The sequence below is a fragment of the Streptomyces sp. NRRL B-24484 genome, assembly GCF_000717715.1.
Classification (GTDB): domain Bacteria; phylum Actinomycetota; class Actinomycetes; order Streptomycetales; family Streptomycetaceae; genus Kitasatospora.
In genome coordinates this window covers 69,447-96,061 of sequence record NZ_JOAI01000028.1, presented here as the reverse complement: position 1 = coordinate 96,061, position 26,615 = coordinate 69,447, and the positions used below count along the sequence as shown (strand labels likewise).

At 74.7% G+C, this 26,615-nt stretch carries 19 protein-coding genes; 5 read left to right on the top strand and 14 right to left on the bottom strand.

Annotated features, from left to right (window positions below):
* Positions 1-14 precede the first annotated feature (14 nt).
* The 7 genes from IE98_RS46700 to IE98_RS0124445 all read right to left on the bottom strand — a co-directional run bounded on the left by IE98_RS46700 (position 15) and on the right by IE98_RS0124445 (position 9,245).
* Positions 15-380 carry a hypothetical protein gene (locus tag IE98_RS46700; RefSeq protein ID WP_078661255.1) on the bottom strand — a complete coding sequence of 122 codons (366 nt, stop codon included), beginning with the start codon at positions 378-380 and terminating at the stop codon, positions 15-17.
* Positions 368-964: a Rieske 2Fe-2S domain-containing protein gene (locus IE98_RS43000; protein ID WP_052390911.1), complete on the bottom strand. Its 597-nt coding sequence runs from the start codon at positions 962-964 to the stop codon at positions 368-370. The genes IE98_RS46700 and IE98_RS43000 overlap by 13 nt, the downstream gene beginning before the upstream one ends.
* Positions 961-1,578: a 4Fe-4S dicluster domain-containing protein gene (locus tag IE98_RS0124465; protein ID WP_030272366.1), complete on the bottom strand. Its 618-nt coding sequence runs from the start codon at positions 1,576-1,578 to the stop codon at positions 961-963. The genes IE98_RS43000 and IE98_RS0124465 overlap by 4 nt, the downstream gene beginning before the upstream one ends.
* 4 nt (positions 1,579-1,582) lie before the next feature.
* Positions 1,583-3,880 (bottom strand): molybdopterin oxidoreductase family protein, encoded by a 2,298-nt coding sequence (locus tag IE98_RS0124460; protein ID WP_030272364.1) that lies wholly within the window; start codon positions 3,878-3,880, stop codon positions 1,583-1,585.
* The gene (locus IE98_RS0124455) at positions 3,877-4,962 is read right to left on the bottom strand and encodes a hypothetical protein (RefSeq protein ID WP_030272362.1); all 1,086 of its coding nucleotides are present in this window, start codon (positions 4,960-4,962) and stop codon (positions 3,877-3,879) included. The genes IE98_RS0124460 and IE98_RS0124455 overlap by 4 nt, the downstream gene beginning before the upstream one ends.
* Before the next feature lie 122 nt (positions 4,963-5,084).
* Entirely contained in the window at positions 5,085-7,043 is a 1,959-nt protein-coding gene (locus IE98_RS0124450) for a hypothetical protein (protein ID WP_052390910.1), read from the bottom strand.
* Between the two features lie 123 nt (positions 7,044-7,166).
* Complete coding sequence (locus tag IE98_RS0124445; RefSeq protein ID WP_030272357.1) at positions 7,167-9,245, bottom strand: SpoIIE family protein phosphatase; 2,079 nt, start codon at positions 9,243-9,245, stop codon at positions 7,167-7,169.
* A 151-nt stretch (positions 9,246-9,396) separates the two neighbouring features.
* Between IE98_RS0124445 and IE98_RS0124440 the strand changes: the two genes are divergently transcribed.
* Positions 9,397-11,070 carry a SpoIIE family protein phosphatase gene (locus tag IE98_RS0124440; RefSeq protein WP_052390909.1) on the top strand — a complete coding sequence of 558 codons (1,674 nt, stop codon included), beginning with the start codon at positions 9,397-9,399 and terminating at the stop codon, positions 11,068-11,070.
* 46 nt (positions 11,071-11,116) lie between these two features.
* On the opposite strand, the gene IE98_RS0124435 is transcribed toward IE98_RS0124440, so the two are convergent.
* Complete coding sequence (locus IE98_RS0124435) at positions 11,117-13,198, bottom strand: MDR family MFS transporter (RefSeq protein ID WP_043174995.1); 2,082 nt, start codon at positions 13,196-13,198, stop codon at positions 11,117-11,119.
* Between the two features lie 103 nt (positions 13,199-13,301).
* Here IE98_RS0124435 and IE98_RS0124430 point away from each other — a divergent pair, with 103 nt between their 5' ends.
* Positions 13,302-13,829, top strand: coding sequence for a 2'-5' RNA ligase family protein (locus tag IE98_RS0124430; protein ID WP_030272349.1), 528 nt, complete (start codon positions 13,302-13,304; stop codon positions 13,827-13,829).
* 66 nt (positions 13,830-13,895) lie between these two features.
* Positions 13,896-15,467: an ATP-dependent DNA ligase gene (locus IE98_RS0124425; protein ID WP_052390908.1), complete on the top strand. Its 1,572-nt coding sequence runs from the start codon at positions 13,896-13,898 to the stop codon at positions 15,465-15,467.
* Between the two features lie 9 nt (positions 15,468-15,476).
* Here the strand turns inward: IE98_RS0124425 and IE98_RS0124420 are convergent, their stop codons facing one another.
* A complete protein-coding gene (locus tag IE98_RS0124420; protein WP_030272343.1) occupies positions 15,477-16,424 on the bottom strand; it encodes a pseudouridine synthase in 948 nt (315 codons plus the stop codon).
* A gap of 117 nt (positions 16,425-16,541) precedes the next feature.
* On the opposite strand from IE98_RS0124420, the gene IE98_RS46695 reads away from it, so the two are divergent.
* The gene (locus tag IE98_RS46695; RefSeq protein ID WP_159401040.1) at positions 16,542-20,261 is read left to right on the top strand and encodes a SpoIIE family protein phosphatase; all 3,720 of its coding nucleotides are present in this window, start codon (positions 16,542-16,544) and stop codon (positions 20,259-20,261) included.
* 129 nt (positions 20,262-20,390) lie between these two features.
* On the top strand, positions 20,391-20,678 hold the full coding sequence (locus IE98_RS0124405) for a hypothetical protein (RefSeq protein ID WP_030272341.1): 288 nt from the start codon (positions 20,391-20,393) through the stop codon (positions 20,676-20,678).
* Between the two features lie 82 nt (positions 20,679-20,760).
* On the opposite strand, the gene IE98_RS0124400 is transcribed toward IE98_RS0124405, so the two are convergent.
* The 5 genes from IE98_RS0124400 to IE98_RS0124380 are packed head-to-tail and all read right to left on the bottom strand — an operon-like array spanning position 20,761 to position 26,579.
* A complete protein-coding gene (locus tag IE98_RS0124400) occupies positions 20,761-21,528 on the bottom strand; it encodes a 3-oxoacyl-ACP reductase (RefSeq protein ID WP_030272339.1) in 768 nt (255 codons plus the stop codon).
* 5 nt (positions 21,529-21,533) lie between these two features.
* Positions 21,534-22,898: an aldehyde dehydrogenase family protein gene (locus IE98_RS0124395; protein ID WP_030272337.1), complete on the bottom strand. Its 1,365-nt coding sequence runs from the start codon at positions 22,896-22,898 to the stop codon at positions 21,534-21,536.
* 53 nt (positions 22,899-22,951) lie between these two features.
* On the bottom strand, positions 22,952-23,650 hold the full coding sequence (locus IE98_RS0124390; RefSeq protein ID WP_030272335.1) for a gamma-glutamyl-gamma-aminobutyrate hydrolase family protein: 699 nt from the start codon (positions 23,648-23,650) through the stop codon (positions 22,952-22,954).
* The gene (locus IE98_RS0124385) at positions 23,647-25,005 is read right to left on the bottom strand and encodes a glutamine synthetase family protein (protein WP_030272333.1); all 1,359 of its coding nucleotides are present in this window, start codon (positions 25,003-25,005) and stop codon (positions 23,647-23,649) included. Before IE98_RS0124385 ends, IE98_RS0124390 begins: the two co-directional genes overlap by 4 nt.
* Positions 25,002-26,579: an amino acid permease gene (locus IE98_RS0124380; protein ID WP_078661251.1), complete on the bottom strand. Its 1,578-nt coding sequence runs from the start codon at positions 26,577-26,579 to the stop codon at positions 25,002-25,004. The genes IE98_RS0124385 and IE98_RS0124380 overlap by 4 nt, the downstream gene beginning before the upstream one ends.
* Positions 26,580-26,615: the final 36 nt, after the last annotated feature.

Below are 26,615 nucleotides of genomic sequence, written 5' to 3'. Positions count from 1 at the left end.
CGTCCCGGGGCCGGCTACCGGTCCTGGCGCGGCGCGTACCACCAGACGCCGAGCACCACCAGGAAGGAGAGCGCGGAGAACCCGGTGCACCACCAGGCGGTACCGGTGCGGCCCTCCATCCAGGCGTCGGTGGCCACCGTCAGGGCCCAGAGCTGGCCGATCACGACGGTGCAGGCCAGGGCGACCCGGGCGCTGAGCATCGCGGAGCGCTCCGGCTCGTGCTCGCCGCCCGCGCCGGGCCCGGGGCCGGGGGCGTGCACCCGCGGGTCGGCGTAGCCGCTGGTCGCCCGGATCTGTGGATAGCGTTCGTGCAGCGGCCGGTTGAGGCCGGGCTGCTCGCTGCCGGCGTGGTACTCCCCGGGGGCGGTCACGAGCCGCAGCCGATCCGGTCGGCCAGGTCCGGGTCCTGTTCGCGCAGCCCGCGGCAGAGACCGGCCTGCGGCTCCTCGCCGGAGCGGGCGGTGCCGACGGCCCAGACCGCGCCACGGGCGTCCTCGACCAGCAGCACCCTGGGCAGCGGCCGCGGCGGCGGTCCGGCCGTCACCTCGCCGGTGCGGATGTCGAACTCGCCCTCGTGGCAGGGGCAGTACAGGTCGCCGTCGCGGCCGTGGTCGGGGCGGCGGACGACACCGCAGGCGAGGTGGGTGCAGATCGTCGACCAGCCGACCAGGGTGCCGTCGGAGAGCCGGGCGGCAATCGCCCGGTCGTCCTCGCCGGGGTAGGAGAAGGAGACGGCCTGGCCGCGGCCCATCCGGTCGGCGATCCGCAGCGGGGTGGCGGTGCCGTCGCCGTGCCGGGGCAGCACGCCGGCGGCGACGACGGTGGAGCCGACGGCGAGGCCGCCGGAGACGGTGGCGACGATCCGCAGGTAGTCGCGGCGGGTGGTGAGGGAGTCGGCGGAGATCCGGTCGACCAGGGACGCGTGTTCGAGCGATGCGCCCTCGGTGTCCGTCGGGTCGGTCATCGCGCCGCTCCGTTCCCGGGCGCGGGGCGCCCGTTGACCTCGACGAGCGGCAGCAGTCCGCCCGGGACGGGTGCGCGGCGCTCGGCCGGCACGACGACGGCGACGCCGGTGGCCACCTCGGCGGTGCCGAAGGAGAAGTGCGTGGAGACCTCGACGCCGGGCCGCTCGGCCTGGAGCTCCTCGACCGTGCCGTAGAAGAGGGCGCCGGTCGGGCAGACGGTGGCGCACATCGGGGCCAGGCCGCGGGAGGTGCGGTCGTAGCAGAGGTTGCACTTCATCTGCAGCTTGGCGTCGAGGTCGATCTTGGGGACGCCGAACGGGCAGGCGTTGACGCAGTTGGCGCAGCCGATGCAGCGGGTGGGGTCGGCCTCCTGGACGACGCCGTCGGCGGTGATCAGGATCGCGTCGGCCGGGCAGACCTGCGCGCAGGGCGCGACCGGGTCCTCGCAGTGCATGCAGAGGGTGGGCAGCGAGGCCACCGAGTGGCCCTCGTCGGGATAGTCGAGGTGGATCATCGACTTGCCGCGGTGCGAGTCGCACTCGCGGCAGGCGGAGACGCAGGCCTGGCAGCCTATGCAGCGTCCGGGGTCGATGAAGACGGTCCTGCCGAGCATCCGGTCATCCCCTCTCGGCGGTGCCGCGTCCCTGCGGGGCGGTCGGCGGCAGCGGGTCGGTGCGCGAGGCCTGGGCCTCGGGGTAGGCGGTGCGCCCGGGCGCGACGGGCGGTGCGGGCACCTCGTCGAGGGCCTCGGCCCGTTCGATCCGCACCGCGCACACCTTGTACTCGGGGATCTTGGAACGCGGGTCGAGGGCGTCGATCGTCAGCTGGTTGGCGGCGACGGGGTACGGCCAGTGGTAGGGCACGAAGACGTGGTCGGCCCGGATCGCCTCGGTGACCAGGGCGGGCAGCACGGTCGCGCCGCGGCGGGTGACGACGCGGACGGCGTCGCCGGTGCGGAAGCCGTGCGAGGGGTGCACCTCGACCCAGGGCCGCGGGGTCTGCTCGACGAGTCCGCCGAGCCGCCGGGTCTGGTTGCCGGAGAGGTAGTGCGCGACGGTGCGTCCGGTGGTCAGCGTCATCGGGTACTCGTCGTCGTACGGGTCGGCGGGCGGGTGCCACTCGACGACCTGCAGGTGGACCTTCCCGTCCGGGTGGTAGGTGCGGCCGTCCTCGAACAGCCGCGGGGTGCCGGGGTGGTCGACGGAGGGGCAGGGCCAGGCGATGCCGCCGGTCTCCTCCAGTCGCTCGTAGGTGATGCCGTGGTAGTCGACGACGGTGCCGGCCGAGGCACGGCGCAGTTCGTCGAAGACCTCGCGGGAGCCGGCGAAGCGGAACTTGTCGCCGGCGCCGAGGCGTTCGGCGAGTTCGCAGAGCACCCGGGTGTCGGTGAGCACGCCGGGCGGCGGGTCCTGGGCCTTGTTGTGCTTGACCACCCTGGCCTCGGCGTTGGCCATCACGCCCTCGTCCTCGGCCCAGGTGGTGACCGGCAGCACCACGTGCGCGTCGGCGGCGGTCTCGGAGAGGAAGAAGTCGAGCTGGACGTGGAAGTCGAGGGTGCCGTACCCCTCCTTCACCACGGAGTGGTTCGGCAGCGAGACGAAGGGGTTGTTGCAGACGCCGAGCAGGCCGCGGATCTCGCGGCGCCGCATCTGGTGCACCATCTCCATCATCGAGGTTCCGGCAGGGGGCAGTTCGGTCTCGTCGATGCCCCAGATCGCGCTGATCTGCCGGCGGTGCTCCGGGTCGAGGATGGAGCGTCCGCCGGGCAGCAGGTCGGCCTTCTGCCCGTGCTCGCGGCCGCCCTGGCCGTTGCCCTGGCCGGTGATGGTGCCGTAGCCGCAGCCCGGGCGGCCCAGGTTGCCGGTGGCGGTGCAGAGGTTGATGACGGAGAGGCAGTTCTCGACGCCCTGGGTGTGGTGCTCGATGCCGCGGGCGTGCCAGGCCATGGCCCGCGGCGCGCTGCCGAACAGCCGTGCCACCTGGACGACCTGTTCGGCGGGGACGCCGCAGATCTCCGCGGCCCGCTCGGGGGTGTACGCGGCGACGGCCGCCCGGACCTCGTCCCAGCCGGTGGTGTGCCCGGCGAGGAAGGCCTCGTCGGTGAGGCCCTCGCGGACGACGGTGTTCAGCACCGCGTTGAAGAAGGCGGAGTCGGTGCCGGAGCGCAGCGCCACGTGCACGTCGGCGGTGCGGGCGATCGCGGTCTGCCGCGGGTCGACGACGATCAGGACGGCGCCGCGGTCCCGGGCGCCCCACACGTACTGGGTCATCACCGGGAAGCACTCGCCGACGTTGGCCCCGGCGATCAGCAGGCAGTCGGTCTGCAGGATGTCGGCGAAGGGGTTGGCGGCGCGGTCGATGCCGAAGGCCAGTTTGTTGGCGCCGGCGGCGCTGACCATGCAGAGCCGGCCGTTGTAGTCGACGTGCCGGGTGCGCAGCGCGATCCGGGCGAACTTGCCGACCAGGTAGGTCTTCTCGGAGAAGAGGCTGGCGCCGCCGAGCATGCCGAAGGCGTCCCGGCCGTGCTCGGCCTGGATCGCGCGGATCCGTTCGGCAACGTGGTCGAGGGCCTCGTCCCAGCCGACCTCGCGGAAGGGCTCGTCGCGGGAGCGGCGCAGCAGCGGGGCGGTGAGCCGGTCGGGGTGGTTGACCTGCTGGTAGGCGTTGATTCCCTTGGGGCAGAGCCGCATCCGGTTGATGTCGTGGTTGCGGGGTTCGACGCCGAAGACCTTGCCGCCGGCGACGCGCAGGTACATGCCGCACTGGACGCCGCAGAAGCAGCAGTGGGTGGGCACCAGGGTCTCGTCGCCGAGGTCGGCGCGCCAGCCGGCCGCGGGCAGGCCGCCCGCGTCGCGGAAGCCGCGGGTGCCGGGGGGTGCGATCACGGGGTCGATGCGGCGGGCGGAGTCGGTCACCGGAAGCCCCGTTTCACCTGGGAGAGGTAGGCGCCGCCGCGCAGCACCCGTTTGCAGCGGGGGCAGGTCTCCGCCCAGCTGTCGAAGTCGAGGTGGAGGTCGCGCATGGTGCCGCGGAGGTTGGCGATGTACGCGGCGGTGTCGATCGGCCGGCCGCAGTTGCGGCAGTGCAGGATCTCGCCGTCGGTGCGGGAGACCAGTTTGAACAGCTGCATGCCGACGGCGGCCGGGCGCTGCACGATGTGGAAGAACTTGCCGAACGGCAGGTAGACAAGGGTGAGCACGACGGACGCCATGTGCAGCACGGACAGGAACTGGTAGCCGCCGCCCTGGAGGGCGATCTCGGAGAAGGTGAGCAGCAGTCCGGTGACGGAGACGGTGATCAGGGCGAGCAGCGGGACGAGGTCGTAGCCGAAGCGCTGCCCGGTGACGGCCTGCCGGTCGCGCATCCGGCGCCACAGGAAGTAGCCGCTGCCGCCGATCACCATCACGGCGGCCAGGTCGAGTCCGTGGTAGAGCGCCCAGCCGAGGGCGCTGTCGTAGGTGAAGCCGAAGACCTCGATGCCCCACAGCCGCATCCGGTAGCCGGGGCCGTCCGGGCCGACGGCGGTGAAGGTGAACCAGCCCCAGGTCAGCGGGAAGGTGATGGCGGCGGCCAGCAGGCAGCCCCAGAACAGGAGTTGGTGGGCGGCCCAGCGGGCGTGCGAGCGGGCGCCGAGGAACTTCTGGACGCCGAGGTAGGTCACGGCGAGCCGGGGCAGGGCGGTGGGCAGCCGGCGCAGGTTGTGCCAGGACAGGGCGGCGCGCCATCCCTGGCGGAACAGGCGGGCGGCCGCGGGGGCGGAGATCCAGACGGTGTAGCGGTGGACGACGCCGAAGGTCAGGAAGACGGTGGCGACGGCGTAGGGCACCAACGCGGAGTCGAAGTCGCGCAGTCCGCGGCTGCCGAGCACGATCGCGAGGATCAGCAGGACGCAGGCACCGCTCGCGGCGAGGGAGGCCCGCAGGGCGACCCGTCCCGGTGCCGCCGGCTCGGGCGGCGGCGCCGGCGGTGCCGCCTCCGGCAGGCTGGTCGTGGCCACCCGGGCCTCCCGTCGTCGTGTCCGGCCGTGTCCGCAGGGATCCCGACGACCGTATGCGGCGCGGGCGTTCGCGGCCCGCCGGGGCGGCCGGGCGGGTGAGCGGCGGCGGAGCCCGCGGGCCGTCAGGGCAGCGGGCGGACGGGTGTGCCGTCGGCGCGGGCGCCCTCCACGGTGGGCCGGTCCGGGCCGGGCCGGTCGACCACCAGGGTGCGGTCGCGGACGGAGCGGTCGGCGGCGCCCGGCTCGTGCACGGTGAGGCTGACGACGCGGCGGCTGGCGGCGACGAGCAGCAGGTCCTGCCCGTCGGGGGCGTGCCACCTGCTCCAGGCCACGGCGTCCTGGTCGAAGCGGCTGCAGCCGCGGCCCTCGGCGTAGCCCGTCCTGGCGGCGTCGGTGCCGGGCAGCAGCAGTTCGGTGGCGGCGGAGCCGGTGCCGTTCCAGCGGTCGGTGCGCAGGCAGACCCAGGTGGCGGTGCCGGCCAGCTGGGGCAGCGGCTGGACGGCGAAGGCCCAGGCGTTCAGCGCCTTGACGCCGGCGGCACGCTCGGGGAGGGCGCAGACGGTGCGCGCCCAGGTGGTCAGTGCCTCCGTCCCGGTGGCCTCGCGGGGTGCGCGGGGTGCGCGGGCGGCGCCGGTGGCGGGCGGCGGGGTGTAGGTGAGGTGGGCGGGGGCGAGGCCGCCGAGGTCGGCGAGCAGGAAGGCGTGGTCCTCGGCGACGTCCCGGGAGGAGCGCAGTTGCAGGGCGGTGAGGTCGGGGCAGCTGCCGGCCGGGGGTGCGGGCACCGGGTCGGTGACGCCGTCGCGGCGGCCGAGCGGGCGGGCGGGCGTGTCCGGGGCGCGGAGGCTGCGGAGCGAGGCCTCGGCGACCCAGGGGGCGAGCAGGTAGCGGACGGCGTCGCCGGTGCGGTGCAGCACCAGGGCGGCGGCGGTGGTGACGTCGGAGTCGTCGGCCCGGGCGAGCTGCAGGCCGCGGCCGTCCGTCCAGCGGGCGATCCGGCCGCCGTCGGAGAGCAGGACGACCTCGTCGCCGTCGACGGTGCCGGCGTAGAGCAGGTGCGGCGGTGCGGCGGGCGGTCCGCCGGCGGTGCCGGGTTCGAGGCCGGCGGGGGCGGCGCCGTCCCAGGCGGCGAGGGCGCGGCCGAGCAGGGCCCGGTCGCCGGTGCGGTCGCCGCGGGCGGGCCAGGCGGAGTGGTCGAGCCGGGCGGTGCGGCGCCACAGCCCGGGGTCGGCCCGTACGAGCGCGTCGGGGCGGGGCGCGGCGGCGACCCGGTCGGGGCTGCCCGGCAGCCGGAGCGCGGGTGCGCGGGACTCGTGCCGGACGAGCTGGACGCCCGCGGCGAGGGGCAGGAGCAGCAGCGCGGCGGCGGCGACCCGGGCGGCCCGCCGGCGGCGGATCAGGTCGCCGGGCTGGACGCGGACGGTGCACGGGTCGAAGCGCTCGCCGTCCCCGTGCCCGGCGAGTTCGGCGGGGACGGCGACGGCCTCGCGGCGGGCCCGGTCGGGGCGGGTCTCGCCGGCCCGGAGGAGGAGGGCGCGGACTTCGGCGGGCGGCAGGCCGTCCACGGCGCGCAGCGCGTAGGCGGCGCGTCCGGCGGGGCTCAGCGCGGCGAGGGCGCGGTCCAGTGCGACGGCCTCGGGGCCGCCGTCCACCGTGGTCAGCCGCAGGCCCCAGACCTGCGGCAGCAGCCGGACGGCCCGGTCGCCGGGCCGGTGGGCGGCGGCGAGGGCGCGCCGCACCACGCGGTCGCGCAGCTCCTCGTAGAGCTCCTCGGCCGGGCCGCGGCGGGCGGCGGGGTGCCAGGGCGGTCCGGCGAGGGCGCGCTGGGTGACGGCGTGGGCGCGCAGCAGGCGCCGGCGGCGGTCGGCCCCGGCGGGCAGCACCAGGTAGGCGATCCGGGCGAGGCGGCGGTAGTTGACGACCAGGACCTCCTCGGCGTCGCTGAGCACCGCGGCCCCGCGCGGCGGGCCGCCGGGGAGCGGCCCCGGAGGCTCTGCGGCGGCCGGCTCGGTCGCGTCCGGCTCGGGCGGGCGGGGCGCGGCGACGGGCCGCGGCGCGGGGCGGCGCAGGGTGGGGCGGTCCATGGGAGCGGGCTCCGGTGGCTAGGGCTTGTCTGACGGTCCCGTCGCGCGCGCGGCGGAGTGGTCGGACGGGCCCCGCGGTCCGGGCGGCAGCCGGGGTGGACTGCAGATCATCCAACGAGTCGATCATGCGATGGTTGCGGCCCGCACCGGGTCGGGGACGGGCTGCTCGGACCAGACGGTCTTGCCGCGTCCGCCGTACCGGGTGCCCCAGCGGCGGCTCAGGTGCATCACCAGGAACAGGCCGCGGCCGCCCTCGTCCCCGCTGCGGGCGAGCCGCATGTGCGGGGCGGCGGAGTTGCTGTCGGAGACCTCGCAGAGCAGGCCGCGGTCGCGGATCAGCCGCAGCCGCACCGGCCCGCGGCCGTAGCGGATCGCATTGGTGACCAGCTCGCTGACGATCAGTTCGGTGTCGGCGGCGATCGACTCCAGCCCCCATGCGGCGAGCTGCTGGGCGACGAGGGTGCGCGCGGTGGAGACCACGGCCGGGTCGGCGGGCAGCGTCCACAGGGCGACCCGGTCGCTGCCGAACAGCTTCGTCCGGGCGAGCAGCAGCAGCGCGTCCTCGTCGAGCCGGTGCGGGACGGCGGCGTACGCGACGTCGTCGCACAGCTCGCGCAGGCTGCGGTCGGGGTGGGCCAGCAGCCGGCGCAGCCGGTCCCGGGCGGACCGGTCCGCGGCGTCGGGGCCGGCGGTGAGGCCGCGGGTGTGCAGGGCGAGCAGGCTGCCCTCGGGCAGTTCGACGGAGACCGCCTCGTAGCCCTCGCCGCCGCCGCGGCCGAGCGCCGGGCCGACGGGCACCTCGAAGTCGAGCAGGCCGCCGTCGCGGGCGATCGGCACCAGCGGCGGGTGCCCGGCGGCGGCCGCGCTGCACCGGCCGGTCACCGGGTCGTAGACCAGGTAGAGGCAGCTGGCGGCGACGGGCGGCTCGCCCGGCTCCGGGACGGTCTCCTCGGCCAGCCGCCGCACGGTCTCGTCGAGGACGCCGAGCAGTTCGTCGGCCGGGAGGTCCTGCCGGGCCAGGGTCTGCACGACGGTGCGCAGCTGGCCCATGGTGGCGGCCGCCTCGACGCCGCGTCCCACGACGGTGCCGCAGACCAGGGCGACCCGGCCGCCGGAGAGCGGGACGACGTCGAACCAGTCGGCCCCGGCGTCGCCGGACAGGTGCAGGTAGGCAGTGTCGACGGCGGGCAGGTCGGGCGGGCGGACGGGCAGCAGCCTGCGCTGCAGCGCGGTCGCGATGGTCCGCTCGTGCAGGTACTGCCAGGCCCGGTGGACGCTGAGCGTCGTCCGGTCGGCCAGCTCCCCCGCCAGTTCGAGGTCGTCCTCGTCGAACGGCGTCTCGGTGGTCGTCCGGATGAAGGCGGCGAGACCCAGGGCGGTGCCGTGCACGGTGAGCGGCGCGACGATCAGCGAGCGGGCGCCGGCCTCGGCGAGCCGCTGGGCGCGCAGCGGGTCGGCCGCGAGCAGCGGCTCGTCCGGGGTGAGCCGGGCGATCAGCCGGGGGTGGTGGTCGTGCAGGCTCTGGGTGAGCACGGTCGGGAACTGCAGCGAGGTCAGCTCGCCCTTCGGCGTCGCGCTCCGGAAGTCCTCGACGGAGCGCAGCACCACCCGGCGCAGCGGCGCGTCGGCGGCGACCGGGCCGGGCTGCAGCCGCTGGCCGCGCAGCACGTCGTCCAGCAGGTCGACGATCACGATGTCGGCGAAGCGCCCGATCACCACCTCGGCGAGCTCGCCGACGGTCGCGGAGGCGTCCAGGGTGGAGCCGATCAGCCGCTGCGCGTCGTGCAGGATCGACAGCCGGTCGGCGGTGGCCTGCTGCTCGGTGACGTCCTCGACCATCACGGCGAGTCCGAGGACCCGGCCGCCGGGGGCGCTGAGCCGGAAGACCGACAGCGAGACGACCATCCGTCGGCCCGAGGCGTGCGGGAGCGTGCCGGAGACCCGGAAGCCCCGGACCGAGTTGCCGGTCGCCAGGACGGACCGGGCGACCTCGGTCAGCTTCTCGTGCGGGAATCCCGGGGCGAACTCCTCCACCGTCCGGCCGACCACCGCGTCCGGCGGCATGCCGCGCATACCGCGCGCGGCGCTGTTGAAGCGCACCACCCGCAGATTCGGGTCGAGCACGAACAGGCCGGCCGGGGCACGGGTGAAGAGTGCCTCCAGCAGAGCGGCGTCGGTGCGGTCGCGGTCGTTCGGCTGCACAGGTGCACCCCTCTCCGGGCCTAGGGCTCGCTCTCCACCTTGTCAGCGCGCGGCCGCGCGGCAAGTCGGCACCGGGCCGGGTGCGGATGCAGCAGCCCGGCCCGCCCGCGACGATGGAGGGCAGACCTGCTGCCGGAAGGCGGTGACGCCCGTGGCCGACGACCGTGTGTGGCGCGCCCTGCCGTCCCCCGTCCGCGAGCTGCTGGAGGGCACCCCCGGCGCGGTCGGCGTCCTCGACACCCAGCTGCGGTACGTGTACGTCAACTCCGCCCTGGCCCGGATGAACGGCGCCCCGGCCGCCGACCACATCGGCCGCACCATCGCCGAGGTCGTGCCCGGCATCGACGCCCGGCTCGACGTCCTGCGGGCGGTGCTCGCCGACGGCGTCCCCCGCGAGACCACCTCCAGCGGTCAGACCCGGGTGCCCTCGCCGCTCGCCCGGCGCTACTTCCACGGCGCCTACCACCGCCTGGAGGTGGACGGCACGGTCATCGGCATCGCCGGCATCGTGCTGGAGGTGACCGCCTCCCGGCAGCAGCAGAACGAACTGGAGCGGGCCCGGGAACGGCTGTCCATGCTCGACAGCGCCTCCACCCGGATCGGCACCACCCTCGACATGGACACCACCTGCGTCGAGCTCGCCCGCTTCCTCGTCCCCGAGCTCGGCGACGCCGCCTCGGTGGACGTGCTGCCGCCCGAGGAGGCCCCCTCCGGGCAAACCGTGCCGGGCGTCCTGCGGCTGCGCCGTGCCTCCCTGGTCGCCGTGCCCGACCTGGAGGAGACGGCGGCGGCCCTCGGCAAGGCCGGCGAGCACATCGACCACCAGCCCGGCTCGGCCGCCCGTCGCGCGTTGGAGACCGGGCGGCCGGTGATCGAGAACATGCCGACCGACGACCGGCTCGGCCGGGCCGCGGCGCACCCGGACCGGCTGGCTGCGCTGCGCCGCGGCGGGGTGCACTCCGGCCTGGTGGTGCCGCTGGTGGCACGCGGCCGCGCCCTCGGCACGGTCACGCTGATCCGGGCCGGCGAGTCGCCGCTGTTCACCCCGGAGGACACCGTGGTGGTGTCGGACCTGGCGCTGCGGGCCGCCGTCAGCATCGACAACGCCCGGCGCTTCACCCGCGAGCACGGCATCGCCCTCGACCTGCAGCGCGCCCTCCTCGCCGAGCCCGGCGCCCCCCACCCGGGCCTCGAAGTGGCCTTCCGCTACCGGCCCGCCGGGGCGAGCGCCCTGGTCGGCGGCGACTTCTACGAGACGGTGGCCCGCCCGGACGGCAGCACCCTGCTGGCGATCGGCGACGTGATGGGGCACAGCCTGGAGGCCGCCGTCGAGATGAGCCACTACCAGGCGATGCTGCGGATGGTCGCCGCCGGGAACCTGCCGCCGGGCCGCGTCCTGGACCGGATGGACCGGCTGACCGCGCCGCTCGCCACCGGCCGCCCGGCGACCTGCCTCGCGGTGGTGATGTCCCCGCGGACCGGCACCTGCACCTTCGCCAGCGCCGGGCACCTGCCGCCCGCCCTGGTCGCGCCCGACGGATCGGTCCGGCTGCTGCAGGTCGAGCCGGGGCCGCCGCTGGCCGCCGGGTTCGGCGGGTACCCCGAGGCGACGGCGCAGTGCCCGCCCGGCCACCACCTGCTGCTCTACACCGACGGCCTGGTCGAGCGCCGCGACGAGGCCATCGACGACTCGCTCGCCCGCCTCACCCACCTGCGCCTCCCGCCGCACGCCGGCGGCGAACAGCTCCTCGACGCCGTCCTCACCGGTCTCTCCCCCACCGCCGACGACGACGTCGCCCTGCTGGCGGCCACCCTGCGGGACTGAGCGGCCCGGCACTCGGGCAGGCGGCCCCGCACCATGAGGACGGTTCCTAGCGCTTGCCGGCCCCCACCGTGTCGCCCGGTTCACGGGACGGGAGGCCCTCGGTGAGGTCCTCCGCGATGAGGCGTTTGGCGATGGTGTGGACGGCGGCGCGGAGTTCGGCGCTGCGGGGGCGGCCGGCCTCCTGTTCGAGCTGGTCGTTGAGCCACTGGGCCCAGGCGCCGCCGATCAGCTCGGCCTCCCGCTGCCCCGCCTCGGTGTGCATGAAGTAGCCGTTCACCCGGGTCAGCCAGCCCTCGCCGACGGCCCGGTCGAAGACCGGTTCGAGCACCTCGCCGGGCAGTCGCCGACGGGCCGCGATCAGGGTGAGCGAGGCGTGGCCGACCGTCCGGGTGAAGAGCTCGACCTGCATGACGGCCCAGGCCACGGCGATGTCCAGCCGGGTGCCGGAGCGGGCGACGACGTCCCGGGCGGTGTCCTGGTCGGTGCCGCGGATGATCTTGGCGACGGAGAGTTCGAGCACCCGCGCCGAGTCCCCGGAGACCGGGGAGGCGAAGCCCTCGCCCATGTCGGTGGAGGAGGCCCGGGTGGAGTCGCGGAGCTTCACCTGCTTGAGGAAGAGCGCGACGACGAAGCCGACCGCGGCCACCGGCACCGTCCACAGGAAGACGGTGTGCAGGGCGTCCGCGTAGGCGTCGACGATCGGCGCGGCCTGGTCGGCGGGCAGCGCGTGCAGGTCCTTCGGGTTCTGCGCGGCCTGCGCCAGGACGGCCGGGTCGGCGCCGGTGAGCCGGACGGAGGTGGCGATGCCGTCGGCGAGCCGGTCACCGAGGGTGTTGGTGTAGATGGTGCCGAAGACGGCCGTGCCGAAGGAGCTGCCGAGGGTGCGGAAGAACGTGACGCCCGAGGTGGAGGTGCCCAGGTCGGCGTAGTCGACGGTGTTCTGCACGGCGATGGTGAGCACCTGCATGCACAGGCCGATGCCCGCGCCGAGCACCAGCATGGAGAGCGACTGCTGCCAGCTCGGGGTGTCCGCGTCCATCAGCGACAGCAGGTACAGGCCGACGCCCATGACGGCCGAGCCGACGATCGGGAAGATCCGGTAGCGGCCGGTGCGGCTGACCATCGTTCCGCTGAACACCGAGGCGATCAGCAGGCCGAAGACCATCGGCAGGGTCCGCACCCCGGAGATCGTGGCCGAGTCCCCGTCGACGTACTGCAGGAAGGTCGGCAGGAAGGTCATCGCGCCGAGCATCGCGAAGCCGACGATGAAGCTCAGCACCGCGCAGACGGTGAAGACCGGGTTGCGGAACAGCCGCATCGGCAGCATCGGCTCGGCGGCCCGGGTCTCGACCCAGCAGAACAGGCCGAGGGCGGCGGCCCCGCCGACGAACAGGCCGAGGATGACCGGCGAGCTCCAGGCGTACTCGTTGCCGCCCCAGCTGGTCGCCAGGATCACCGCGCTCGCGCCGACCGCGACCAGGGCGATGCCCAGGTAGTCGATCACCGGGCGGCCGGGGGCCCGCACCGAGGGGATCGTCCGGGCCGCGGCGAGCACCACCACGATCGCGATCGGCACGTTGACGTAGAACGCCCAGCGCCAGGTCAGGTGGTCGGTGAACAGGCCGCCGAGCAGCGGGCCGATGACGGTGGCCACACCGAACACCGCACCGATCGCGCCCTGGTACTTGCCGCGTTCGCGGAGCGGGATCACGTCGGCGATCAGCGCCATCGAGGTGACCATCAGGCCGCCCGCGCCGACGCCCTGCATGGCCCGCCAGGCGATCAGCATCAGCATGTTGGTGGACAGGCCGCACAGGAACGAGCCGGTGATGAAGACGACCGCCGACACCTGGAAGACCAGCTTGCGGCCGAACAGGTCGCCGAACTTGCCGACCAGGGCCGTGGTCACCGTCTCGGCGAGCAGGTACGAGGTGACCACCCAGGACATGTGCTGGGCGCCGCCGAGGTCGGAGACGATCGTCGGCAGCGCGGTGCCGACGATCGTCTGGTCGAGGGCGGCCAGCAGCATCCCGAGCATGATCGTGACGAAGACGACGTTGCGCTGCCGCCGGTCCAGGACGGGCGGCGCGGCGGCCGGGGCCGGCGGGCTGCTCTCGGTGGTGGTCACTCTCGCATGGTCGCCCGGCGGACGGCCGGGCGCCCGCGTAGGGCCGCCGCGGCGGTGAACCCCCGTCGGCGGGGGCGCCGCGGCCTGGCCGTAGCGTGGGCGCATGCAGACCGTCGAGCTGACCTGCGCGCCCGCCCTCGACGCGGCGGTGCGCGGGGTCTGGCAGCAGCTCTCCGGGGCCGGCCTCCCGAGCCTCGCCCACAACACCCACCCCGGGCACCGGCCGCACCTCACCCTGGCCTCCTGCGGGGCGGCGCCCGAGGGGGCACTCGACGCGGTGGGCGAACTGCTGGCCGAGGCGCTGCCGCTGCCCGTCCGGCTGACCGGCCTGCTGTCGTTCTCGGCGCGCAGCCGCCGACGGGTGCTGAGCTGGGCGGTGGTCCCGACCTTCGAACTGGTCGACCTGCACCGCCGCGTCTGGCTCCTGCTGGACGGCGCCGCGGACCCCAACCCGCACTACCTGCCCGGCCGCTGGGCCCCGCACATCGGCCTGACCCGCCGGCTGGAGCCCGAGGAGCTGGCCCTCGCCCACACGGTGGTCGGCCGCCACCCGGACCTGACCGGCGCCTTCGACGCGGGCCGCAGCTACGACACCCTGACCGGCGCCGCCGTGCCCCTCGGCCCGCTCTGACCGGTCCGCGGCCGGGCCCGACCGCCCGGGACCGGGACCCGGCGGCGGCCCCGCAGCCGGGGCAGGATGGCAGGCAGTGACCCGCCGCGGGAGGAGTCGGCCGTGCTGGAACGCGTAGCCCGGGCCTCGGAGGCCGTCGCCGCCGAACCCGGCCGGACGGCGAAGATCGTCCTGCTCGCGGACTGCCTGCGGGACCTCGGCCCGCAGGAGGCCCCGGCGGCGGCCGCGCTGCTCTCCGGCGAGTCCCGCCGGATGCGGATCGGCGTCGGCTACGCGGCGCTGCGCGAACTGCCGCCGCCGGCCGCGGCGGCCACCCTCGGGACGGCCGAGACCGAGGCGCTGCTCGGCGACCTCGCGGCGGTGCACGGCCGCGGCGCGCAGGGCGCCCGGCGGGCGCTGCTCGACACGCTGTTCGGACGGGCCACCGCACCCGAGCAGCGGCTGCTGCGCGGCGTGCTGGTCGGCGAACTGCGGCAGGGCGCGCTGGACGGCGTCATGGCGGAGGCCGTAGCCAGGGCCGCCGGGGTACCGGCCCCGGCGGTGCGACGGGCGCTGATGTTCCGCGGCTCGGCCCGGGCGGTCGCCGAGGCGGCGCTCACCGGCGGGGCGGCGGCGCTGACCGCCTTCGGGCTGGAGGTCGGCCGGCCGGTCCGGCCGATGCTGGCCTCCTCCGCGCCGGGCGTCGCCGAGGCGCTGGCGAAGGTCTCCCCCGCCGCCCTGGAGTGGAAGCTCGACGGCATCCGGGTGCAGGTGCACCGGTCCGGCGACGAGGTGGGGGTGTTCACCCGCAGCCTGGACGACATCACCGCCCGGGTGCCCGAACTCGTCGAGGCCGCGCTGGCCCTGCCCGTCCGCACCGCCGTCCTGGACGGTGAGGCGATCGCCCTGGGCCCGGACGGCAGACCGAGGCCCTTCCAGGTGACGGCCGCCCGCACCGCCTCCCGGCAGGACCCGGAACGGCTGCGCGCCGAGGTGCCGCTGCACCCCTACTTCTTCGACCTGCTGCACCTCGACGGCGCCGACCTCGCGGACGAGCCGGGCGAGCGCCGCTGGGCCGCCCTCACCGGTCTGGTCGACGCACCGCGGCGGGTGCCACGGCTGGTCACCGCCGACCCCGGGGAGGCCGCCGGCTTCCTGGCCGACGCGCTCGGCCACGGCCACGAGGGGGTGGTCGTCAAGGACCCCGCGGCGCGGTACGAGGCGGGCCGCCGCGGCGCGGGGTGGATCAAGGTGAAGCCGCACCACACCCTGGACCTGGTGGTGCTCGCCGCCGAATGGGGCACCGGGCGGCGCCGCGGGTGGCTGAGCAACCTGCACCTGGGGGCGCGCTCCGGCGGCGCGGCCGGCCTGCCGGAGTGGGTGATGCTCGGCAAGACCTTCAAGGGGCTGACCGACGAACTGCTGGCCTGGCAGACCCGGGAACTGCTCGCCCGGGAGACCGGGCGCGGCGACTACGACGTGCAGGTGCGGCCGGAACTCGTGGTGGAGGTCGCCTTCGACGGCCTGCAGCGCAGCCCCCGCTACCCGGCCGGACTCGCCCTGCGGTTCGCCCGCGTGGTCCGCTACCGCCCCGACAAGACCGCTGCCGAGGCCGACACCGTCGCCGCCGTACGGGCGCTGGCTGCCGACGTGACGTGAGCAGCGCCGCTAGCCGTTGTCCCAGGTTGCGGGGGAGGTCCAGGCGGCCAGGGTGCGGCGGCTCTCGAAGTGCAGTGGCTCCTTGCTGACCGGGTCGGTGAACTCCAGGACCGCGGCGAGCAGTTGGAGCGGACGGCGGAAGTCGTCCGGGGCCGGCTCGGCGAGCACCCGCGGGTAGAGCGGGTCGCCGAGGATCGGCAGGCCGAGCGAGGCCATGTGCAGCCGCAGCTGGTGGGTGCGGCCGGTGTGCGGGTGCAGCCGGTAGCGGCCGAGGCCCTCGCGGTGCTCGGCGAGCTCGATCCGGCTCTCGCTGTTGGGCTCCCCCGGGACCTCGAAGGCCGCGAGCTTGCCGCGCTCCTTGACGATCCGGCTGCGCACGGTGACCGGCATCGGCCGCTGCGCGTCGTGCCGGGCGATCGCCTCGTACTCCTTGCGGACCGTGCGGTGTTCGAACAGGCCCTGGTAGGCGCCTCGCAGGTCGGGGCGGACGACGAACAGCACCAGCCCGGCGGTGAGCCGGTCGAGCCGGTGGGCGGGGCTGAGGCCGGGCAGGCCGAGGTCGCGGCGCAGCCGGGCGAGGGCCGTCTCGGTGACGTGCCGGCCGCGCGGGGTGGTGGCGAGGAAGTGCGGCTTGTCGGCCACGACGATCCGCTCGTCCCGGTGCAGCACGTCGACGGCGAAGGGCACCGGGGTCTCCGGCTCCAGCTCCCGGTGGAACCAGACGTGGGTGCCGGGCCGGTAGGGGTCGTCGGCGGCGAGCGGCCCGTCGGCGGTGACGAAGACGCCCGACCGCAGCATCGCCGCCACCCGCCCGGGGCCGACCGCCGGGCCGTAGCGCTCCAGCAGGTACGCGCCGGCGGTGGGCCACCGCCCGTCCGGCGGCAGCCGGAGCCGGACCGCGTCGATGCCGTCCCGCTGCGGCAGCGGGCTCGCCGGAATGCCTGACCTGCGTCTCACCGTGCGAACCCTATCGGCCGTACCGGGCCGCCGTACGGCCGTGCGCTCCTCTGGGCGGGCTCCGGATGCCATGGGAGGATGGCAGGGCGGAAGGCCGATCTCTGGACGGTGCCTGGCATGGACAATCCCGAGCAGGGCACGAGCTCCCCGAATCGCCGGGATCCGGCTGCCGAGGGGCCCGACGGGCACGCCCGCGACGGGCTGCTCATGGTGCCGATCGCGACGGCGCTGATCGCCGAGGACGGGCGCATCCTGCACTGGAGCCGCGACGCCGAGACCCTGCTCGGCTACACCACCGAGGAGGCGATCGGCGAGTTCGCCGCGAACCTGCTGATCACCGAGGACCAGCGGGGCGACGTGCTGACCCTCTTCGACCACATCGTCAGCGGTCGGGCCTGGTCCGGGGTGTTCCCGGTGAAGCACCGCGAGGGCCACCACGTGAACCTGGAGTTCCGCACCCACCCCATCGCCGGGCCGGACGGGCGGCCGCTCGTCCTCGCGGTGGCCTCGGACGTCACCGCGCTGCGCCGCCTGCAGGCGGACCTGGCCGTGCTGGACGGCTTCTTCACCCAGTCGCCGGTCGGCATGGCGGTGTACGACTCGGAGCTGCGGTTCGTCCGGCTGAACAGCGCGCTGGCGAAGATCAACGGCCTGCCGGTCGCCGAGCACCTCGGCCGGCGGGTCACCGAGGTGCTGCCCGGGATCAACGGCCGCGAGGTCGAGGCGGTGATGCGCAAGGTCCTGGACGGCGGGCCGCCGGTGGTCGACTCCCGTTCGCACGGCCGCACCCCGAGCGACCCGACGCACGACCACGCCTGGTCGGCGTCGTACTTCCGGCTGGACGAGCCCGGCGGCCAGGTGCTGGGGGTCAGCTCGACCATCGTCGACGTCACCGAGCGGTACCGGGCCGAGCACGCCGCGGCGATGGCCCGCGAGCGGCTCACCGTGCTGGCGGAGGCCACCGTCTCCATCGGCACCACGCTGGACCTGCGGCAGACCGCGCGGGAGCTCGCCGAGGTGATCGTGCCGCGGCTGGCCGACGCGGTCGGCGTGTTCGCCCTGGAACACCTCGTCTCGGGCGCGGAGGCGACCGCCGCGGAGGAAGGGCTGCGGGTGCGCCGGCTCGCGGTGGCCACCGCCGACCCGGAGCACCCGATCGGCGAACTGCCGACCGAGGCGGTGTACCGGATCCCGCCCGGGTCGGTGTACGAGCAGGCGCTCACCTCGGGCCGGACGATCGTCGCACCCAACTGGGACCTGCCGCTGCTCGCCGACGAGGCCCTCACCGAGCGCGTCCGCGACTACCTCGACGACCGGCCGCGGCCGGTCCGGGTCGCCCCGCTGGTCGCCCGCGGCACCGTGCTCGGCATGGTGGTGTACTCGCGCAGCCCCGACCGGGAGGGCTTCGGCCCGGAGGACAGCACCCTCGGTGACGAACTCGCCTCCCGGGCCGCCGTCGCCATCGACAACGCCCGTCTCTACCTGCACCAGCAGCAGACCGCGCAGGCCCGCGAGCAGGCCCTCACCGAGGCCCGCGCCGCGCAGGAGCGGCTCGCCCTGGTGAACGCCGCCTCGGCCCGGATCGGCACCACCCTCGACCTCGTGCAGACCGCCCGGGAGCTCGCCGAGACGGCCAGCCCGCGGCTCGCGGACACGGTCGTCGTCGAAGTGCTGGACGCCCTGGTGCGCGGCGCCGAGACCGCGGCGCCGGGCCGCGCCGACCGCTCCGCCGTGCTGCGCCGGATGGCCTTCCACACCGTGCCGGGCAGCGGCATGAGCCCGGTCTCGCCGGTCGGCAGCGTGCACCGCTTCCACCCGTCGACGCCGTACGCCTGGGTGCTCGCCCACCGCCGTCCGGTGCTGCTGCCGGAACTGGACGAGCCGACGCTGAACTGGTTCAACGACGACCCGGAGCGGGCCGCGGCCGTCCGCGAGCAGCGGGTCCGCTCGGTCATGGTGGTGCCGCTGATCGCCCGCGGCTCCGCCGTCGGCGTCGCCACCTTCTACCGCAGCGTCACCGAGCGCCCGTACGACCAGGAGGACCTGCGCCTCGCCGGCGAGCTCGCCGCCCGCGCCGCCGTCTCCATCGACAACGCGCTGCTCTACACCCGGGAGCGGGACGCCGCCGAGCAGCGCCAGCGCGCCCTGGAGGCGGCCGGCGCCGCGCAGGCCAGGCTCGCCCTGCTGAACGAGGCCTCCACCCGGATCGGCACCACGCTCGACCTGCAGCGCACCGCGCAGGAGCTGATCGACGTGGTGATCCCGCGGTTCGCCGACTTCGTCACCGTCGACCTGCTGGAGTCGGTGCTGGAGGGCGACGAGCCCGAACCCGTCCCCCGGGACGGCTCGGTGATGCTGCGGGCCGTCGCGGTCGGCGAGGTCGGCGCGCACGGCACCATGATCGGCGCGGCCGACCCGGTCGGCGGTGGCTCGCGCTCGGCGCAGCTGTACGCGCAGAGCCTGCGCACCGGCCGGTCGATCCTGGTGCCGCACGTCGACGAGGCGGCGCTGCGCCGGATCGTCGCCCACCCGAACCGGATCGCCCCCAGCCTGGAGGCGGGCGTCCACTCGTACCTGATGGTGCCGCTGCTCGCCCGCGGCACGGTCCTCGGCGGCGTCGAGTTCGTCCGCACCCACAACCCGGAGTCCTTCACCCACGCCGACGTTGCGCTCGCCGAGGAGCTCGCCGCCCGCGCCGCCGTCTGCATCGACAACGCCCGGATCTACCGCCGCGAGCGGGACACCGCGCTCACCCTGCAGCGCAGCCTGCTGCCGCAGGACGTGCACCGCACCCCCGGTCTGGAGATCGCCCACCGCTACCTGCCCAGCAGCGTGATCAGCGAGGTCGGCGGCGACTGGTTCGACGTGGTGCCGCTCAGCGGCGGCCGGGTCGCGCTGATCGTCGGCGACGTGATGGGCCACGGCATCCGGGCCGCCGCCACCATGGGCCAGCTGCGCACCGTCGCCCGGACGCTGATCACCCTGGAGATGGACCCGGCCCGGGTGCTGCGCCGGCTCGACGACGCGGCCGCCGCGATCGGCGAGAGCCAGTTCGCGACCTGCGTCTGCGTGCTCTTCGACCCGGTCGACCGGATCTGCACCGCCGCGACCGCCGGCCACCTGCCACCGGTCATCGCCCGCGCCGACGGCTCCACCGAACTGCTCGAACTGCCGCCCGGCGCGCCGCTCGGCGTCGGCGGCGTGCCCTTCGAGTCGGTGCACACCACCCTCGACGAGGACGCCATCCTCGTCCTCTACACCGACGGCCTGGTCGAACGCCGCGGCCGCGACCTCGACGAGGGCATCGACCTGCTGCGCCGCACCGTCGCCGAGCGCCGCAACTCGCTGGAGCAGACCTGCGACGCGGTGCTGGCCGCGCTCGGCGCCGCCGCCGGGCAGGACGACATCGCGGTGATCATGGCGCACTCGCGGCCGATCGGCAGCGACCGGCTCGCCACGCTCACCCTGGCCGGGGACCGCGCCATGGTCCGGCACGCCCGGCGGTTCGCCCGCGAGACGCTCACCGAATGGGGACTGAACGGGCTCACCGACATGGTCGAGCTGCTGACCAGCGAGCTGATCACCAACGCCCTGGTGCACGCCGGCGCCCCGGTGCAGCTGCGGATGTTCCGCAACCAGGTGCTCACCGTGGAGGTCGCCGACCGGGACCGGCACGAGCCCCGGCTGCGCCGCGCCCGGGCCGAGGACGAGGGCGGCCGCGGCATGCACCTGGTCAACGAGCTGGCGCACCGCTGGGGCGTGCGCGCCACCAAGGACGGCAAGGTCGTCTGGTACGAGCTGGAGCTGCCGCCCGGCGCCGCCCGGGGCGCCGCCTGATCTCACCCGGACGGCGCACGGGCTGCTCCGTCGAGGTGAGGCGGGCGGGTGATCGGGCCGTGTCGGTTCGTACGCGGGCGGTGCGGGCCGCAGGATCGGTGCCGTCCGGCTTCCCGACCAGGAGGACTCATGCGCTCCAGCCTTGCCAGGATCACCACCGCCGCCCTCATCTCCGGCCTCGCCGTCTTCGGCACCGCGGGTGCGGCCGCCGCCCACGGCTCGATCGCCGTCGGCGGCGACGCCAGCTCCACCGACGAGGGTGCCCTCGCCGTCGGGGGCGACGCCGACGCGCTGATCGAGCACGCGCTCGCGGTGGGCGGCGACGCCTCCTCCGGGGAGGCCGCGGCCCTCGCCGTGGGCGGCGACGCCGCCGGCTACGGCATCGGCATCGCGGTCGGCGGGGACTCGTCCTCCTGACCCGTACGACCCGACCCGCGGGACCGGCGACGGCCGGGCGGCCCCTCCCGGGGACGCCCGGCCGTCGCCGGTCCCGTACCCGCTACTGCGGGGTGACGTAGGCGCCGGAGATGCCGCCGTCCACCAGGAAGGTGTTGGCGGTCATGAACGAGGAGTCGTCACTGGCCAGGAAGGCCACCGCGGCGGCGATCTCCTCCGGCTCGGCGAACCGGCCGAGCGGGATGTGCACCAGGCGGCGGGCGGCCCGCTCCGGGTCCTTGGCGAACAGCTCCTGCAGCAGCGGGGTGTTCACCGGCCCCGGGCAGAGCGCGTTGATCCGGATGCCCTCCCTGGCGAACTGCACGCCCAGCTCCCGCGACATCGCCAGCACGCCGCCCTTGGAGGCGGAGTAGGAGATCTGCGAGGTCGCCGCGCCCATCACCGCGACGAACGAGGCGGTGTTGATGATCGAGCCCCTGCCCTGCCGCTGCATGTGCGGGATCGCGTACTTGCAGCACAGGTAGACGCTGGTCAGGTTGACGTCCTGGACGCGCTTCCAGGCCTCCAGGCCGGTGGTCAGGATGGAGTCGTCGTCCGGCGGGGAGATGCCCGCGTTGTTGAACGCGATGTCCAGGCTGCCGTACTCCTCGACCGCCCGCTCGTACATGGCGCGCACCGCCGCCTCGTCGGTGACGTCGGCCTGCACGAACAGACCGCCGACCTCGTTCGCGGCCTTGGCGCCGGTCTCCTCGTCGAGGTCCACGCAGACGACCTTGGCACCCTCGGCGGCGAACCGCCGCGCGGTGGCCAGGCCGATGCCGCTGCCCGCTCCGGTGATGACCGCCACCCGGCCGTCCAGTCGCTTGGTCATACTGGTCACTCCTCCGTGGAGATGAAGACGTTCTTGGTTTCGGTGAAGGCGCTGAGGGCGTCCGGGCCGAGCTCGCGGCCCAGCCCGGACTGCTTGAATCCGCCGAACGGCGTCGAGTACCGCACCGAGGAGTGCGAGTTGACGGACAGGTTGCCCGCCTCCACGCCGCGGGCGACCCGCAGCGCGCGGCCCACGTCGCGCGTCCAGATGGAGCCGGACAGGCCGTAGTCGGTGGCGTTGGCGATCCGCAGGGCGTCCTCCTCGCCGCGGAACGGCACCACCGCCACCACCGGGCCGAAGATCTCCTCGGTGAACGCCCGGTCGTCGTGCCGCACCGGTGCCAGCACCGTCGGCGGGTACCAGAAGCCGGGGCCCTCCGGCGCGCTGCCGCGGAACGCCGCCTCCGTCACGTAGGAGGCCACCCGCTCGCGGTGCGCGGCCGAGATCAGCGGGCCCATCTCGGTCTTCTCGTCCGCCGGGTCGCCGACCCGCACCCCGCGGACGGCCGGCTCCAGCAGCGCCATGAAGTCCTCGAAGACCGACTCCTCGACCAGGATCCGGGAGCGGGCGCAGCAGTCCTGGCCGGCGTTGTCGAAGACCGCGTAGGGCGCGGTGGCGGCGGCCTTCGCCAGATCGGCGTCGGCGAAGACGATGTTGGCGCTCTTGCCGCCGAGTTCGAGGGTCACCGGCTTCACCTGCGCGGCGCAGCCCGCCATGATCTCCTTGCCGACCCGGGTCGAGCCGGTGAAGACCACCTTGCGGACGTCCGGGTGGGTCACGAAGCGCTGCCCGACCACCGGGCCGCGGCCCGGCAGGACCTGCAGCACGCCCTCCGGCAGGCCGGCCTGCAGGGCGAGTTCGGCCAGGCGCAGGGCGGTCAGCGGGGTGAGTTCGGCCGGCTTCAGCACGACGGTGTTGCCCGCGGCGAGCGCCGGGGCGAAGCCCCAGGCGGCAATCGGCATCGGGAAGTTCCACGGCACGATGATGCCGACGACGCCGAGCGGCTCCTGGAAGGTCACGTCGATGCCGCCCGCCACCGGGATCTGGCGGCCGAACAGCCGTTCCGGGGCTGCGGCGTAGTACTCGATGACGTCGCGGGCGTTGCCCGCCTCCCAGCGGGCGTTGCCGACGGTGTGGCCGGCGTTGGCGACCTCCAGGGCGGCCAGGTGTTCGCGGTCGGCGTCGACGGCCGCGGCGAACGCCCGCAGCAGCCGGGCGCGGTCCGCCGGGGCGACCCGGCGCCACGACTCGAAGGCGGCGCGGGCCCGGGCGATCGCGGCGTCCGTCTCCGCGAGGCCCGCCAGGTCGACGGTGGTAATCACCTCCTCGGTCGCCGGGTTGACCACCTCGTAGCGGTCGGGGTCGGTCATCAGGTGCTCCTTGTCGGGTGGAGAAGCGACGCGGGCCGTGGCCGGGCCGGGGTTCATCCGCGGGCGGCCCGGGTCAGGGCCTCGAAGAGGCGGAGGTCGTCGGGGTCGGTCTCGGGGTGCCACTGGACGCCCAGGACGAAGCGGTGGCCGGGGAGTTCGACGGCCTCCACGGTCTCGTCCGCGCTCCAGGCGGTGGGCTGCAGGCCGGTGCCGAGGCGGGCGACGGCCTGGTGGTGGTAGCAGTTGACCTTCGTGTGCTCGCCGAGGATGCCGGCCAGCCGGCTGCCCGGCCGGATCCGCACCGGCTGCTGCACGAACACCGCCGGGACCTGCTGGTGGCTGCCGTCGGGCAGGTGCTGCAGCAGGCTGCCGCCGAGCGCCACGTTGAGCAGTTGCAGGCCGCGGCAGACGCCCAGCAGCGGCAGGTCGTGCGCCAGGGCGGCGGCGAGCACCTCGGACTCCCAGTCGTCGCGGGCCCGGTGGGGCTCCCCCGTGCGCGGGTCGGCGGCGGCGCCGTACCGGGCCGGGTCGATGTCCGAGCCGCCGGCGAGGACGACGCCGTCGAGCGCCTCGATCAGCCGGCCGACGCCGCCCGGCTGCGGGGGCAGCAGGACGGGCGTGCCGCCGGCCCGGGAGACCGCGTCGACGTAGGTCTGCGGGACGAGCGAGACGGTCTGCCGCCAGACCGACCAGGCGGCCTCGTCCTGGTAGCTGGTGATGCCGATCAGCGGACGGTGGGGCACGGGGCTCACAGCCGCTCGAATCCGCGGCGCCGCTCCCAGTCGGTCACCGCCCGGTCGTAGGCGGCGAGTTCGACCCGGCCGGCGTGCGCGTAGTGCCGGACGACATCCTTGCCGAAGGCCTCGGTGGCGGCCTCGCTCGCCTCGAAGGCGTCCACCGCCTCGCGCAGGGTGGCGGGCACCCGGGGCGCGTCGGAGGCGTACGCGTTGCCGGTGAACTCCGGTTCGAGTTCGAGCTGCTGCTCGATGCCGTGCAGTCCGGCGGCGATCAGCGCGGCGACCGCGAGGTAGGGGTTGACGTCGCCGCCGGGGACGCGGTTCTCGAAGCGCAGCGACGGGCCGTGGCCGACCACCCGCAGCGCGCAGGTCCGGTTGTCCCGGCCCCAGGCGACCGCGGTCGGCGCGAAGCTGCCGGGCACGAACCGCTTGTAGGAGTTGATCGTCGGGGCGAGCAGCAGGCTGAACTCACGCAGGCAGGCGAGCTGTCCGGCGAGGAAGTGCTCCATGGTGCGGGAGAAGCCGTACGGGCCGTCGCCCGCCATCACCGGGGCGCCGGCGGCATCGCGCAGGCTCAGGTGGATGTGGCAGGAGTTGCCCTCGCGCTCGTCGTACTTGGCCATGAAGGTGAGGCTGCAGCCCTCCTGGGCGGCGATCTCCTTGGCGCCGGTCTTGTAGACCGCGTGGTTGTCGCAGGTGGTGAGGGCCTCGGCGTACTTGAAGGCGATCTCGTGCTGGCCGAGGTTGCACTCGCCCTTGGCGGACTCCACGGTGAGGCCGGCGCCGGCCATCCCGTTGCGCAGCCGCCGCAGCAGCGGCTCGACCCGGGAGGTGCCGAGCACGGAGTAGTCGACGTTGTACTGGTTGGCCGGGGTGAGGCCGTGGTACGCGCGGTCCCAGGCCTGCTCGTAGGTGTCGCGGAAGACGATGAACTCCAGCTCGGTGCCGGCGAACGCCTGCCAGCCGTAGCCGGCCAGGCGGTCCAGCTGCCGGCGCAGCACCTGCCGCGGCGAGACGGTGACCGGGCGGCCGTCGTGGTGGTGCACGTCGCACTGGACCATCGCGGTGGCCGGGTGCCAGGGCACCATCCGCAGGGTGTCGAGGTCGGGGGTGAGGACGAGGTCGCCGTAGCCGCTCTCCCAGGAGGAGATGGCGTAGCCGTCCACGGTGTTCATGTCGGTGTCGACGGCGAGCAGGTAGCCGCAGCCCTCGGCGGCGCCGGGGACGACGTCGGAGAGGAAGTACTCGGCAGAGAGGCGCTTGCCCTGCAGGCGGCCCTGCATGTCGGTCATGGCGAGGACGACCGTGTCCACGGCGCCGTCGGCGACCAGCTCGCGCAGCCGGTCGAGGGTGAGCCTGGGGCTGCTCATCGGATCTCCAGTTCGGCTTCGAGGGCGGCGAGTTCCTCGGGCGTGCCGTGGACCTTGGGGCCGGTGAACCAGTGCCTGGCGGAGACCAGCCACCACAGGCCGGCGAAGCCGAGGACGACGGCGACCGCGACGGGCGTGTAGTTGAAGCTGACGGCGGTGACGGGGCTGACGGTGGGCAGCATGAACAGCACGGTGATCACGGCCGTCCAGCCGACCGCGACGGTCCCGATGATCCTGCTCCAGCGGCCCAGATGCCAGGGGCCGCGCTGGAAGGCGTCACCCTGGCGCAGTCTGAGGAAAGTCGGGATGACGTACGAGATGTACAGGCCGATCACCGAGATGGAGGTGACCGCGGTGTAGGCGGTGGAGTTCCACAGCGCGGGCAGGCCGAGCAGCAGGGCGCCGCCGGTGGCGAGCCAGACCGCGTTGGTGGGGGTGTGGGTGCGCGGCGAGATCCGGTGCCAGAGGGCGGAGCCGGGCAGCGCGCCGTCCCGGGAGAAGGCGTAGATCATCCGGGAGTTGGCGGTGACGGAGGCCATGCCGCAGAAGAACTGGGCGCCGATCACGATGAGCAGCAGCAGCTTGGCGCCGGTGGTGCCGATCGCGTCGATGAAGATCTGTGCGGGCGGCACGCCGGTCGGGCCGTCGAGGGCGCCCTGGTAGTCCTGGATGGCGAAGGTGATGCCGAGCAGCAGCACCCAGCCGGCGACCAGCGAGACGGTGATCGCGTTGACGATGCCGCGCGGGCCGGAGCGGGCCGCGTCGTGGGTCTCCTCGGTCATGTGCGCGGAGGCGTCGTACCCGGTGAGGGTGTACTGGGCGAGCAGCAGGCCGAGCATGGCGACGTAGAACTGGCTGTGGAAGCCGGTGTTGTTGACGAACTCGGTGAAGACGAAGGACGCCGAGGCGTGCTTGGACGGCAGGATCGCGAGCGCGCCGACGATCACGGTGACGCCGACCAGGTGCCACCAGACGGAGACGTCGTTGAGGCGGGCGACCAGCTTCACGCCGAGGGTGTTGAGCAGGCCGTGCAGCAGCAGGATCACCGCGAAGATCTCCACGGTGTGCACCGGGGTGGCCTCGAAGTCGAACTGCAGGGCGAGGAAGGCGTTGGTGAAGAACGCGGCGCCGTAGTCGACGCCGGCGGTGACGGCGACCTGGCCGAGGAAGTTGAACCAGCCGGTGAACCAGGACCAGGCGGCGCCGCGGCTGCGGGCCAGCTTGGCCGACCAGTAGTAGAGGCCGCCCGCGGTCGGGTAGCTGGAGCAGATCTCGGCCATCGCCAGGCCCACGCAGAGGGTGAGCAGGCCGACCAGCGGCCAGCCCCAGACGATCATCGCCGGGCCGCCGGTGTTCATGCCCATCCCGTAGAGGGTGAGGCAGCCGGAGAGGATCGAGACGATCGAGAAGGAGACGGCGAAGTTGGAGAAGCCGGACATCGAGCGGGTGAGCTCCTGGGCGTAGCCCAGCTCGTGGAGCCGCTGTTCGTCGGCCGAAACCGGCGGGGTCGCCGCCGGAAACACGGATGCGGGAGTGTGGTGCGCTGCCTGGTCGGGTGTGGGGTCGGCGGACATGGGCACCCCTGGGGAGTGAGGCGGGCCTGGACACGC

Coding starts and splice junctions, on each gene's coding strand:
- IE98_RS43000 (WP_052390911.1), bottom strand. CDS start 964: ATGACCGACCCGACGGACACCGAGGGCGCATCGCTCGAACACGCGTCC.
- IE98_RS0124465 (WP_030272366.1), bottom strand. CDS start 1,578: ATGCTCGGCAGGACCGTCTTCATCGACCCCGGACGCTGCATAGGCTGC.
- IE98_RS0124450 (WP_052390910.1), bottom strand. CDS start 7,043: ATGGACCGCCCCACCCTGCGCCGCCCCGCGCCGCGGCCCGTCGCCGCG.
- IE98_RS0124430 (WP_030272349.1), top strand. CDS start 13,302: ATGCAGACCGTCGAGCTGACCTGCGCGCCCGCCCTCGACGCGGCGGTG.
- IE98_RS0124425 (WP_052390908.1), top strand. CDS start 13,896: ATGGCAGGCAGTGACCCGCCGCGGGAGGAGTCGGCCGTGCTGGAACGC.
- IE98_RS46695 (WP_159401040.1), top strand. CDS start 16,542: ATGGACAATCCCGAGCAGGGCACGAGCTCCCCGAATCGCCGGGATCCG.
- IE98_RS0124405 (WP_030272341.1), top strand. CDS start 20,391: ATGCGCTCCAGCCTTGCCAGGATCACCACCGCCGCCCTCATCTCCGGC.
- IE98_RS0124400 (WP_030272339.1), bottom strand. CDS start 21,528: ATGACCAAGCGACTGGACGGCCGGGTGGCGGTCATCACCGGAGCGGGC.
- IE98_RS0124395 (WP_030272337.1), bottom strand. CDS start 22,898: ATGACCGACCCCGACCGCTACGAGGTGGTCAACCCGGCGACCGAGGAG.
- IE98_RS0124385 (WP_030272333.1), bottom strand. CDS start 25,005: ATGAGCAGCCCCAGGCTCACCCTCGACCGGCTGCGCGAGCTGGTCGCC.
- IE98_RS0124380 (WP_078661251.1), bottom strand. CDS start 26,579: ATGTCCGCCGACCCCACACCCGACCAGGCAGCGCACCACACTCCCGCA.